Raw genomic sequence first — 11,628 nt, forward strand, 5'->3', positions numbered from 1 at the left:
GGGCGCACTCCTTTCCTTCCCTCTCGCCTACCGGGTTAGCTGACGGGTTCGGAGCAGGAAGGTCTCCTACGGGTCAGGTTCGACCCGATTCACCCCAAGGTTGGTGGTTCCCCGGTTCCCTTGGTGTTGCTGTTGTCGCTCTGCTGCTGGGTGCTGCCGTGCGTGCGGGATTCGGCGACGGCGCGCGGTGCCGCCTCTTGCGGCGGTTGTGACGACCGCGCTGCGTTATCGAACGTTAATAGAAGGCGTGACCTGATTCCAAGCCGTTCCCGGGAATCAGAGGAACCTTTGAGGTGAACTTAACGCCGAACATGGGACAGATGAGGGCGAGTCGGCGGCCGTCCAAGCGCACCCGGAAACGCCCTCGACCTGATCGTGCGTCAATCGTTATCCGTAATGATCATGGTCCGCTACGGAGCGTGTTAAGGCGCGGTGCCGGGCGTCACCGGGGAGCGGCGCAGCGCCAGCAGCGCCATGTCGTCCGCGGTCCCGCCGCCCGTGTGCCGCTCCACGTCCGCGACCAACGCGTCGAGCAACTCCACCGGTCCGGCGAAGCCGAGGCCGCGCAGCCGGACCGCCGGGTCGTAGAACACGCCCCGCTCGTCGCGCGCCTCGCTCACGCCGTCGGTGAACAGCAGCAGGGTCACCCCTTCGGCGAACGGCAGCTCCTCCACCCGGTCCGGCCACGCCCCCAGGTCGCCCATCCCCAGCGGCAGCGCCGGTACTTCGGGCTCGGGGCTGCACACCGAGCCGTCGGCGTGCAGCAGGAGAGGCGCCGGGTGGCCGCGGTTGATGAGGCGGAGGAGGGAGTCGCCGCGGGGGATCTCGGCGAGCACCGCCGTGATGAACCCCTCGGACTGCTCGATGTCGCCCCGCCGGGCCCGCTCCCGCTGCAACGCCCGCTCCAGGCGCAGCGCGAGCCCCTCCAGCGTCGCCTCCTGCTCGGCGGCCTCCCGGAAGGCGCCGATGGTGATCGCGACCACCTCGACCGCCCCCAGCCCCTTGCCCCGTACGTCGCCGATGAGCATCCGTACGCCGTGCGGGGTGTCCTGCACGGCGTAGAGGTCGCCGCCGATCGCGGCATCGCGCTCCGCGGCCACGTAGCGGGCCGCGACGTCCAGGCCGGCGAGGCGGGCGGGCGGCGCGGGCAGGACGGCGCGCTGGGCCGCCTCCGCGATGCCGCGCGCCGAGGCCAGCCGCCGGCCGCCGCGGTGGATGACGTGGTTGGTGAGGAGGGCCAGCAGGGCGACCGTCACGACGGTGGCGACCTCGGTGGCCGCCTGGGCCCAGTCCCCGACGCCGTGGAACTCGGCCAGCAGGCAGGCGGCGGTGACCGCTACGGCCGCGGTGACGGCCGTCAGCCGCGGCGAGTAGAACGGAGCGGCGACGAGCGGGGCGGCGGCGAGGAAGGGGGCGGCCGTGTACTGGGGCGGGGTGCCGAGGTCGAAGGCGATCCCGCCCGCGATCAGGATGCCGGGGAGCCAGGGCGCGAAGCGGCGGCCTGAGGCGCCCCCGGGCGCCTCGTCGCCCGCGCGGGGCCCGTCCGCGCGCGGTTCCCCGCGCCCGGGTGCGCGCGGTCGCGTACGCGGTCTCGTACGCCGCCTTGTACGCGGTCCCTCGAGCGGGCTCGTACGGGCGCCCGTACGAGCCCTGCTCCCTCGCACCCGCACCGGTCGCTCTCGCTTTCCCCTGGTCCTCTGCTCCTCTTACGCCACCCCACCAGGCTCCGGGTCGGCGGGGCGGCGTGCGAGTCGGTGTCGGCCAGGTGGGTGCGCGCGGGAGAAGTCAGAGGTCAACGCCGAGCGCCCGGGCGTGGCGGTCCGCCGCCAGCTCGGCGGAGACCTCGTCGAGATACACCTCGCACACCAGCCGCCCGTCGGCGGTCAGGTTGTGCTCCAGCTCCCACAGCACGATCTCGTCCCCGCCGGCCAGGAGGAACGCGTGCTCGTAGAAGCGGCACCAGGTGGCGTCGGGGCCGCCGGAGCGGCGGCGCGGCTTCGGGGCCAGGGCGATGTCATGGGCGAACGCCGTGGAGAGCAGTTGCTCGGTGGCCGTTCCGGGGCGGTCGGGGTTCTCCGCGCGGCGCAGGACGCGGCGGGCGTGGTCGGCCGAGTTGTCGGCCACGTACGCGCGCGGGGTCTCCACCGGCGCGACCGCGTGCAGCAGTTGCTCGGGCAGCCACAGCGGTAACCCCTCCAGCTCGTCCCAGCGGGCGCCGCCGATGCGCTCGTGCACCCGGCGCTCGGCCAGGGCCAGGGCGTCCTCGTCGGCGTAGAGCTCGAAGAGGGGACGGTGGTCCTGGCCGGTGTTGTGCTCCAGCTCCCACAGCAGCAGGCTGCTGCCGTCGGGGAGCAGGAAGATATGGCGGTAGGTGCTGTAGCCGAGCGGGCCGGAGGGCTCGTTGCACTGCCGGCAGGAACGCAGCTCGGACTGGTGCATCAGGGCGTCGCGGGCCCGACCCAGCACCGCCTCGTCGATCTCGAAGCCGTTCTGCGCGCGGGCGAGCAGCCCGTCCAGATGCTCGGCGGGCCCGCCGCCACCCGCGCCCGCTCGTGAGTGCCCCATGTCTGTCTCCTCCCGCCTCCCGGCCGTCCGCTCGCCGTCCCCCCGGCGACTTCCTCGCGCACTTACCGTAGCGGCGCGAACACAGGACGCGCGTGCGGTTCGGGCGAAGCCGTCTGTGGGCCGTACCTCACTCAGTCCTGCGTCGGGATGCTCGGATATATCACTCGTTCGGCCCGTCGAACAACCCGGACGGGGGGATTCCGCTACCGGACGGGGTTGACGAGGCCTTTTTCGCATTTCGCATAAAGGACTTCACCCCCACCTCTCACCTGTGCTCCGACCGGCCCATTTCTTTCACTGAAGCCGCAAGGCGAGCGAGGCAAAGGAGGGACTAATTATGCCGGACGAGTGAAGGTGAAAGCCAGCCCGAAGCTTTTGCAGATTTACTTCGTTGACGTCGATGTCCGCGATTCCGCGGCAGACACCCACCGGGAGGAATTAAGTGAACATCGTAAAGAAGGCAGCTCTCCTGGCTGCGGCCGCAGGCACGATCGTGCTCGTCGGCGCCGGCGGCGCGTCCGCCTACGGCGGCGGCGGTGGCGGTATTGGCGGCGTCCAGGTCAATGACTGTGACGCCTCCAGCGGCCTCATCCTCGACCTCGCCATCGCCTCGCCGACGGGCGACAACGAGATCGGCAGCGCCTGCACCAACATCAACAAGGGCGGCGTCGCCTTCCAGGAGAACGACTGTGACGCCAGCAGCGGCGTGATCGCGGGCGTCGCCGGCCTCGGCGCCACCGGCGACAACAAGATCGGCAGCAGCTGCACCAACATCTCCGAGCCCAGGGCCGTCGTTGTCAAGGAGCGTGGTGAGGAGCGCGGCGAGGAGCGTGGTGAGGAGCGCCGCGAGGAGCGCCGCGACGAGAAGTCCGGCCACGAGCGCCGTGGTGGCTACGGCGGCTGATTCCATGCCCCGCTCACTGTGTTCTCCCCGATGAGGAAAACAGGGTGAACACACCTCTGGCTTACATCGCGGCCCCGGACACCACTTCGTCCGGGGCCGCCTTGGCGTTGCGAGAGGAAATCGGCCAGCGCAGACTGACGATGTCTCTAATGCGCCGGACGGGTATAGGTGCGGCGGCCCGGAGACCCATCGCCGACCGCTCCTCGTTGGTCACATGTTCGCGGATAACCGTCGAGAACCCATTTGGAGGCTCTATGCACAGGCGCAAGAGGACCGCGCTGCTTCTGGCCGCGGTCGGTGCGCTGGCCGTCGGCGGCGCGGGCACCGCCGACGCCACCGAAAACGGCTCGGGCGCCCATCCCTCGTCCGGCGGGGGCGGCAGCCAGAAAAACCGCTGCGACACCAATTCCGTACTCGGGCCCATCTCGATCGTCGGTCTGGCTCCGACGGGAGACCTCTCGACCGAGACCAACTGCGTCAACCGCAGCGAGTCGGGGGTGCTGGAGCAGAGCAACCGGTGCCGGACCAACTCCGCCATCGGACCCATCACCATCAACCTGGGTCTCGCGGGGTCGTCCGATATCACCAGGCGGACCAACTGCATCAACATCAGCAAGAACGGCGGAGTGCTGAAGCAGAGCAACAAGTGCGACACCAACTCCGCCATCGGGCCCATCACGATCTCGCCGCTGGCTCCCGGGCCGAAGGTCTCGGACGAGACCCACTGCGCCAACATCTCCGGAGACGGAGACGGGAACGGCAAGCGTAAGAACGGGAGCCGTTCCGGATGAAGAGTTCCTGACGGCCTCGCGCAACGGCCCCCGGCGGACAACTCCCGCCGGGGGCCGCGTTTATATGGGCGGGCCATGCGGGAGAAGCTGCGAAGATATCCTTACTGCGGCGGACGGGTGAAGCTGCGACCGGCCCCGGATCCTTCGCCAAATGCCTTCGTTGTTAAGGCGTCTGCGGAATTCGCGGAGAACCTAAATGGAGGCACCAACCAATGCAGATTGGCAAGAAGGCCGCTCTCATGGCCGCTGCGGCCGGCGCGATGGTCATCGGCACCACGGGGGCCGCGAGCGCTCACGGCTTCGGATCCCTGCTCGGCTCGCACGGCGGCATTCAGAGCAACTCGTGTGACACCAGCACCGGTATCACCGCCAACGTCGGAATCCTTGCGCCGACCGGTGACCAGGAGATCGGCTCCGACTGCGTCAACGCCAGCAACAACGGTGCCGCGATCCAGGCCAACGACTGCGACACCCGCACCGGTATCACCGCCAACGTCGCCGGCGTGGCCCCGACGGGCGACCAGGAGATCGGCAGCAAGTGCGCCAACATCGCGGTCCAGCAGGAGGAGCGCGAGCACGAGAACCGCAAGCACAAGAAGAACAAGAAGAACCACCGCGGCCACGGCTACTGATGCGGTAGCGGGTGCCGCGGGATCCGCCCAGGCGGGACCCGCGGCACCGTCCTCCCGGTCGAACGGGCGCTGCCCCGGAAGGAATTCCTTCCGGGGCAGCGCCCGTTCGGTGTCCGGGGTATTGCCGGTCACGGTGCTCCCCTGCGGCTTCGCAGTTCCGCCGACCACGAAAATACCGCCGCCCTGGCCGCCGTTGACCTATTCGCGGTCATCTGGTCGACTACGGTGACGGATTGCACAAGCGACCGGCCGCCGAAGTCGGCGAAACCGCCGAAACCGTCGCCCTGGCTTCCGGATGCATTTCCGCTGATGGAACCGGAATTCATTGCGATATTCGCGCCATTGACGGTGATCCCGCCGCCGCCCTCGAAGTTAACGGCGCGATTACCGGCGACTTCCGCCGACGACAGTGTTGTTGGTCACTTGGCCTGACATTGCTCACGGTATTCGCGTCGAGAATGCCGCCAACGTCGATCCCCGTGCTCACCGGCAGTCAGTGGAGCCCGTCGGGCCCGACGGGCCCGTTCGTGCCGGGACACCGCGGGACCGGTGAGGGTGTGGACACGGCTCGGCGCAAGCCGGCTCCCTCCCGACCCGTGCGCCGGCCGTCGCCGAGCGCGCCGATCAGCCTGAGCGGAGCGCCGCGGGGCGGCGTCCGTTCGGGCGCAGGCGGGCGGCACCATGTGCCGAGAACGACGAAAACCGCAGGTCAGCGGTGCACACCTGCGGTTCGCCACGTGGGTCATCAGGGGCTCGAACCCTGAACCAATGGATTAAAAGTCCACTGCTCTGCCAATTGAGCTAATGACCCGCACCCCCGCAGCATAGCTCGGCCGGGGGCGAAGACCCGAGCCAATACCCCACGGGGTCGAAAGGCCGTGCAACAACAGGGCGTTGCACGGCCCCCGGCAGGCCGTCCGGCCGGCCTCTCAGCCGACCGGACGGCAGCCGTCAGCCGTTGCGCTTCCAGCGCGGCTTGTCGGCGCGGCGGTCGAAGGACCGGTCGTGCGAGCGGTCGTACGACCGGCCGCCGGTGTTGCCGGACCGGTGGTCGTCGCGGCGGGCCGGACGGTCGTCACGGCGGTCACGGTTGAACGGACGGTCGCCGCCGCGGTGGTTGTGGTCGCGGCGCTCGAACGGACGGCCCGGACGGTCGTCACGGCGGTCGTCGCGGCGGTAGCCGCCACGGTCGCGGTCCTCACGGCGCTCGAAGGGACGGCCACCGCGGTCGTCACGGCGCTCGTACGAGCCGCTCGGGCGGTCGTCACGGCGGTCACGGCCGAACGAGCGGTCGTTACGGTCGCCGTCCCGGCGGTCCCGGCGCTCATAGCCACCACGGTCGTCACGGCGCTCGTAGGAACGGCCGCCCCGGTCGTCACGGCGGTCGTCGCGGCGGTAGCCGCCACGGTCACGGTCCTCACGGCGCTCGAAGGGACGCCCGCCCCGGTCGTCGCGCCGGTCGTCACGCCGGTCGTACGAGCCGCGCGGGCGGTCCTCGCGGCGGTCACGGCCGAACGAGCGGTCGTTACGGTCACCACGGTCGCCGTCCCGGCGGTCCCGGCGGTCGAAGTTGCCCCGCTCGTCACGGCGCTCGTAGGAGGAGCGCCGCGGCGCCTCGTCGGCCTCGGAGGCGGCGACGGCGGGCGCGGAGGCGGCCTCGGCCACCGCGGGCTCCGCCGAGCGCTGGGCGGGCACCACGACGTCCGCGGGGGCGTCGGCGGCGCCCTCCGGGGCGGCGGCCTCGGTCGCGGCCTCGGCCGGCGCCACGTACTCGCCGCGCTCCCGCGCCGCCCGCGCGGTCAGCCGGTCGGCCTCCTCGCGCAGCTCGGTCGCCCGCCGCTGCGCCTTCTCCAGGTCCCGGGTGAGCTCCTGGACGTCGCGCTCGGCCTGCTTGGCCGCGTTCGCCGCCGACTCGGCCTGCACCTCGGTGAGCGAGCGCGCGCCTGTGATCCGCGCCACGTCCTCGTCGAAGGCCCCGGCGCCACCGACGATGTGGCGCGAGGCGTCCACGCCCGCGTCCTCCATCAGCCGGAAGATCTGGCGGCGCTGGTGCGGCAGCGCCAGCGACACGACGGTGCCGCTCTGCCCCGCCCGGGCCGTGCGGCCGGACCGGTGCAGATAGTCCTTGTGGTCGCCGGCCGGGTCGACGTTCAGCACGAGGTCGATGCCGTCGACGTGGATGCCGCGCGCGGCGACGTCCGTGGCGACCAGGACGTTCACATAGCCGTCCTTGAAGTCGGCCAGCGTGCGGGTCCTGGCCCCCTGCGTCATGCCGCCGTGCAGCGCCTCGGACCGCACCCCGGCGTCGCGCAGCTGCTCGGCCACGCGGTCGGCGCCGAGCTGGGTCCGCACGAAAATGATGGTGCGGCCCTTGCGCGCGGCGATGGCGGCGGTGACCGGCGCCTTGTCCTTCGGCTTCACCACGAGCACGTGGTGGGTCATGGTCGAGACCGCGCCCGCGGAGGGGTCCACCTCGTGGGTGATCGGGTCGACCAGGTAGCGCTTGACGAGGGTGTCGATCTCGTTCTCGAGGGTCGCGGAGAACAGCAGCCGCTGACCACCCTGCGGCACCAGGTCGAGGATCTCGGTGACCTCGGGCAGGAAGCCCATGTCGGCCATCTGGTCGGCCTCGTCCAGGACGGCGACCTGGACCTTGTCCAGCGACGCGGCGCCGCGGTCGATGATGTCGCGCAGCCGGCCCGGGGTGGCGACCAGGATGTCGACCCCGCGCTCCAGCGCGTAGATCTGATTGCCCATCGAGGTGCCGCCGCAGACCACCTTGAGCTTGAGGCCCAGCACATCGCCGTACGGCTGGAGCGCGTCGCTCACCTGCATGGCGAGCTCGCGGGTCGGGGTGAGGATGAGGCCGCGGGGGCGCTTCTTCTCGGTGTGGCCGCCGGACAGCGTGGTCAGCAGCGGAAGGCCGAAGGACAGGGTCTTGCCGGAGCCCGTACGGCCACGGCCGAGGATGTCGCTGCCGGCCAGGGCGTCGGGGATCGTCGCGGCCTGGATCGGGAAGGGCGTGGTCACGCCGTTCTGCGCCAGCTTGCGGACGATCTGCTCGGGGAGGCCGAGGTCGCCGAAGGTGACCTGGGGCTCCTCGGGCGTCTGGGCGGCTTCCGCGGGCTGGGCGGATTCGTCGGCCTGGGCGGATTCGGCGGTCTGGGCCTGCTCGGTCAGCTCGGGTCGCTCGCCCTGTTCGTCGGCGGCGGGCATGACGGCGTGATCAGTGGAAACGGACATGCGAAATGCGAAACCTTCCGGAGTCTCGGCACGCGCCCAAGCTCCGTGTGATGTCGCAAAAAACCGCCTCAGTGCGGTCAGCCACGGGAAGGAAAGGAACGCGCCACGCGGCGCTCTCTGCATGGCGCCGGGCAAATGGGATCAAACGATCTACCACCATACGCACTTCCACCCCCCAAGAGCAAATCCGCCGCGCCGGCGCCCGTCAGTCCGTCTCCACTTCCACGGGCGCGGGGGACGCCTGCGGGGAGGCGGGCCCCGAGGTGGCCGGCCGCGACGGCTCCGGATTGCTCGGCGCGGAATGCGAGGGGGCCGCGGTGGAGGGGCCACCCCCGGGCGGCGATGTCGGCGACGAGGGCGCGGACGGACCCGGCCGGTGCGGGCCCGGTCCGCTCGTCGGGGGCCTGGCAGAGGAGGGCTCGGCCGCGCCCGGCGCGGAGGTCCGGGCCGACTCCGTGCCCTCGTCCCCCGGCTCGCCCTCCTTCTCCTTCTCGCCGCTCTCGTCCTTCGCCCGCTTCCCGTCCTCGCCGTCCTTCCCCCGGTCGCCGTCCGGCTCGGCGTCCGGGTACGTACGCGCCCTGGCGCCCGACGGGGCCGCGCCGCCGTCCGGGGCCGCCCCGTCCCGGTCGTGGGGGCCGTGGTGGGGGCCCGGCCGCTTCGGGCCGTCCGAGACGCTCGTACAGCCCGTCAGGGCCACCGCCGCGGCGACGAGGGCCGCCGCCATCGCGCAGGGGCCCCGCAGGACGCGAGCGGTCCGCGAGGTCCCGCGGGGACGGTCGGGGCGGGCAGGGCGGGGAGCGGGCGATCCGGGCATGTGGGGAATGCCTCCAGGGCGGGAGTCAGGGACGCACTGCCCAACTGGCCCCGCCCCGCCCAGGACACGCGTCAGCCGTAGCCGAGGGCGTGCAGCCGCTCGTCGTCGATCCCGAAGTGGTGCGCGATCTCGTGCACCACCGTGATCTCCGTCTCCTCGACCACGGCATCGCGCGACTCGCACATCCGCAGCGTCGGCCCCCGGTAGACCGTGATCCGGTCCGGCAGCACGCCCGCGTACCACTCGCCCCGGTCGGTCAGCGGCGTGCCCTCGTAGAGCCCGAGCAGCTGTGGATCGTCCGCCGGCGGCTCGTCCTCCACGAACACCGCCACGTTGTCCATCAGCCGCGTCAGCTCCGGCGGGATCCGGTCCAGGGCCTCTGCGACGACTTCCTCGAACTCCTCGCGCGTCATCTCCAACACGTGGCCATTGTCCGGCAGCCGGGCCCGGAAAGGGACGACCGCGGCACGGATCCCAGGACGACCGGGCACGGCCTTCGGACGGCCGGGCACGACCCGGCGGCGCGCCCGGCGCCCACCTCCCCGTAAACCGTTTTGGCGAACCTCACCGGCATCCCATATGCTTCTCACGTCCCCGACGGCGCCGGAAGGCGCCCAGGTGGGCCATCAGCCCTCATCGTCTAGTGGCCCAGGACGCCGCCCTTTCAAGGCGGTAGCACGGGTTCGAATCCCGTTGGGGGCACGCAACACCATGTGCGAGACTAGTTCTCGCACGAGCTTGGTCCTGTGGAGCAGTTTGGAGTGCTCGCCACCCTGTCAAGGTGGAGGCCGCGGGTTCAAATCCCGTCAGGACCGCTGCGGCTGGGTAGCTCAGTTGGTACGAGCGTCCGCCTGAAAAGCGGAAGGTCGCCGGTTCGACCCCGGCCCCAGCCACCGCAGCCCATTTGGGCGTACACCCCCTCCGGGTCTCCCGGAGGGGGTGTTTTCGTGCGCGCCCCAACACTCGTCGCCCGTCAGCCCGCCGCCCGCTCGGGCGCCGCGGGCTGGTCGGTCCCGCAGTACCGGCACTTGGAGGCGGCCTCCGGGATGTCGGCGGAGAGGCAGGCCGGGCAGGTCTTGACGGGCGCGGGGTCGCCGAAGACGGTGGCTCCGCGGCGCGCCTGGATCGCCTTGTACGGGAGGACGATCACGAAGTAGACCACCGCCATGAAGATGACGAAGTAGATCAGGGCGGAGATGAACGAGCCGACATTGAGGTAGGTGGACTTGTTCCCGGCCTGGCCCAGCTGCCAGCCGAGTCCGGCCGACTTGCCGCCTTGGGCGCGGGCGATGATCGGGTTGATGACGTTGTCGGTGAACGCCAGGATCAGGGTGGAGAACGCCAGGGCGATGATCAGCCCCACCGCCGCCATGATGACGTCACCACGCATCAGGAAGTTCTTGAAGCCCTTGAGCATGACGCTCCTTGTCGGGGTCCGGTCCTCCGGGGCGCTTCGGCGCGCGCCTTGGTCCCAGGACAATTGATCTTGGCCTGGCCGACAACCGGAACTGCTCCGACCGGCGGACCCCCGCCCCATGCTCAGCGTTCGGGCAGCCGCACCGATGTCTCCCGGCCGCCGGGGTGGCGGTGGCGCCAGGTCCAGAAGACCGCGCAGCCCAGCAGGGCCCACCCGGCCAGCACCAGGAACGGGAAGGCGTGCTGGTACTCGCTGAAGTAGACCGCGGTGTGCTGCGCGTTGACGGAGGCGCCCGGGGGCAGCCAGCGGCCGATGAGGCCGAGCAGGGAGGGCAGCAGGGGCCAGGAGACCGCGCCGCCCGAGGAGGGGTTGCCGAGGAGCACCATCAGGCCCCAGGTCGGGATGAGCGCCCACCGTCCGAAGAAGACGTTGAACATGGAGAAGACCATCCCCGAGGTGAACATCGTCAGGGCCAGGATCGCCCAGGACTCGGCGAAGGGCAGGTCGAGGGCGCCGAGCCCCCAGTCCACGATCGCGGCGATCGCGAAGCCGCCGAGCAGCGCGTACGCGAGGGTGAAGGCGATCCGCTCGGCGGGCACCAGGGCCCGGGCGTTCACGCTCAGCTGGATGGCGCCGATGAAGCCGATGATCACGGCGGCGAGCGAGATGTAGAAGATCGCGAGTCCGCGCGGATCGCCGCGCTGTAGCGGATTCACGTCCCTGACCAGGACCGGCACCCCGATCGCCCGCCCCACCTTCGGCCCGGCCTCGCTGAGCAGCTGGGCCACCGAGGCCCCGGAGGCGCCGGAGACGTCCAGCTCCACCGCGCGGCCGCGGGGCCGCAGGATCGCGAAGACCGACTGCTCGTCGACGGCCCGCAGGGCCCGCGGGTACGTGGGGTAGTGGTGCAGCCTGAGCGAGGCGCCCAGGGCCTTCTCCATGCCGGCGACGAAGGCCTGCTGCTTGGGGGTGCCGTGGTCGCGGACCACGACGGCGGTGGGGATGCGGTGCGGGGTGGGGTTGGCGAAGGCGTAGGTGTAGGAGCCGGCGAAGAGCCCCGCGCCCGCCGAGATGATCAGCACCACGACCGTCGCGGGGTAGTACGGGGAGTGTCTGAAGATCGACCATGCCGATCGCCGGCCGGGGCCGCGCCGCGCGTGCTCCGCTCGGGGATTACCGCCATCGGCCGTACCGTCGCTCGCCTCGTTGCCCATGAGGTCACGCTAGAACGGACATCACGGACATACCTCTCGGCGCGGTCT

Annotated in this window: 10 protein-coding genes, 4 tRNA genes and 1 riboswitch; of the genes, 6 read left to right on the forward strand and 8 right to left on the reverse strand. The window is 71.0% G+C overall.

Going from position 1 to position 11,628, the window contains the following annotated elements; all coding sequences use genetic code 11:
• Nucleotides 1–9 precede the first annotated feature (9 nt).
• A riboswitch (cyclic di-AMP (ydaO/yuaA leader) is annotated at nt 10–148 on the reverse strand.
• A 274-nt stretch (nt 149–422) separates the two neighbouring features.
• Together ACH4S9_RS44815 and ACH4S9_RS44820 are read right to left on the reverse strand one after the other, a co-directional pair.
• Nucleotides 423–1,670, reverse strand: a complete 1,248-nt coding sequence (locus ACH4S9_RS44815; RefSeq protein ID WP_398377351.1) for a PP2C family protein-serine/threonine phosphatase — start codon at nt 1,668–1,670, stop codon at nt 423–425.
• A 115-nt stretch (nt 1,671–1,785) separates the two neighbouring features.
• Complete coding sequence (locus ACH4S9_RS44820; RefSeq protein WP_398377353.1) at nt 1,786–2,565, reverse strand: DUF6227 family protein; 780 nt, start codon at nt 2,563–2,565, stop codon at nt 1,786–1,788.
• A 442-nt stretch (nt 2,566–3,007) separates the two neighbouring features.
• On the opposite strand from ACH4S9_RS44820, the gene ACH4S9_RS44825 reads away from it, so the two are divergent.
• The 3 genes from ACH4S9_RS44825 to ACH4S9_RS44835 all read left to right on the forward strand — a co-directional run bounded on the left by ACH4S9_RS44825 (nt 3,008) and on the right by ACH4S9_RS44835 (nt 4,892).
• On the forward strand, nt 3,008–3,469 hold the full coding sequence (locus tag ACH4S9_RS44825) for a hypothetical protein (RefSeq protein ID WP_358848586.1): 462 nt from the start codon (nt 3,008–3,010) through the stop codon (nt 3,467–3,469).
• Nucleotides 3,470–3,723: 254 nt separating this feature from the next.
• Nucleotides 3,724–4,260 (forward strand): hypothetical protein, encoded by a 537-nt coding sequence (locus tag ACH4S9_RS44830; RefSeq protein WP_398377356.1) that lies wholly within the window; start codon nt 3,724–3,726, stop codon nt 4,258–4,260.
• A 212-nt stretch (nt 4,261–4,472) separates the two neighbouring features.
• Nucleotides 4,473–4,892 carry a hypothetical protein gene (locus ACH4S9_RS44835; RefSeq protein ID WP_398377357.1) on the forward strand — a complete coding sequence of 140 codons (420 nt, stop codon included), beginning with the start codon at nt 4,473–4,475 and terminating at the stop codon, nt 4,890–4,892.
• Nucleotides 4,893–5,630: 738 nt separating this feature from the next.
• On the opposite strand, the gene ACH4S9_RS44840 is transcribed toward ACH4S9_RS44835, so the two are convergent.
• The 4 genes from ACH4S9_RS44840 to ACH4S9_RS44855 all read right to left on the reverse strand — a co-directional run bounded on the left by ACH4S9_RS44840 (nt 5,631) and on the right by ACH4S9_RS44855 (nt 9,371).
• Nucleotides 5,631–5,703 (reverse strand) — tRNA-Lys (locus tag ACH4S9_RS44840).
• A gap of 140 nt (nt 5,704–5,843) precedes the next feature.
• Nucleotides 5,844–8,135 (reverse strand): DEAD/DEAH box helicase, encoded by a 2,292-nt coding sequence (locus ACH4S9_RS44845; RefSeq protein WP_398377358.1) that lies wholly within the window; start codon nt 8,133–8,135, stop codon nt 5,844–5,846.
• Nucleotides 8,136–8,340: 205 nt separating this feature from the next.
• Nucleotides 8,341–8,859, reverse strand: coding sequence for a hypothetical protein (locus tag ACH4S9_RS44850; RefSeq protein WP_398377360.1), 519 nt, complete (start codon nt 8,857–8,859; stop codon nt 8,341–8,343).
• A gap of 161 nt (nt 8,860–9,020) precedes the next feature.
• On the reverse strand, nt 9,021–9,371 hold the full coding sequence (locus ACH4S9_RS44855; RefSeq protein ID WP_311729097.1) for a metallopeptidase family protein: 351 nt from the start codon (nt 9,369–9,371) through the stop codon (nt 9,021–9,023).
• 207 nt (nt 9,372–9,578) lie between these two features.
• On the opposite strand from ACH4S9_RS44855, the gene ACH4S9_RS44860 reads away from it, so the two are divergent.
• The 3 genes from ACH4S9_RS44860 to ACH4S9_RS44870 all read left to right on the forward strand — a co-directional run bounded on the left by ACH4S9_RS44860 (nt 9,579) and on the right by ACH4S9_RS44870 (nt 9,842).
• Nucleotides 9,579–9,651, forward strand: a tRNA-Glu gene (locus tag ACH4S9_RS44860).
• A 38-nt stretch (nt 9,652–9,689) separates the two neighbouring features.
• Nucleotides 9,690–9,764, forward strand: a tRNA-Asp gene (locus ACH4S9_RS44865).
• Between the two features lie 4 nt (nt 9,765–9,768).
• Nucleotides 9,769–9,842 (forward strand) — tRNA-Phe (locus ACH4S9_RS44870).
• A gap of 80 nt (nt 9,843–9,922) precedes the next feature.
• On the opposite strand, the gene ACH4S9_RS44875 is transcribed toward ACH4S9_RS44870, so the two are convergent.
• On the reverse strand, nt 9,923–10,366 hold the full coding sequence (locus ACH4S9_RS44875) for an MscL family protein (RefSeq protein WP_311729098.1): 444 nt from the start codon (nt 10,364–10,366) through the stop codon (nt 9,923–9,925).
• A 122-nt stretch (nt 10,367–10,488) separates the two neighbouring features.
• Nucleotides 10,489–11,580, reverse strand: coding sequence for an ABC transporter permease (locus tag ACH4S9_RS44880; protein ID WP_398377361.1), 1,092 nt, complete (start codon nt 11,578–11,580; stop codon nt 10,489–10,491).
• Nucleotides 11,581–11,628 lie beyond the last annotated feature (48 nt).

Origin of the sequence: Streptomyces sp. NPDC021225, assembly GCF_044332865.1 — a bacterium.
GTDB lineage: Bacteria > Actinomycetota > Actinomycetes > Streptomycetales > Streptomycetaceae > Streptomyces.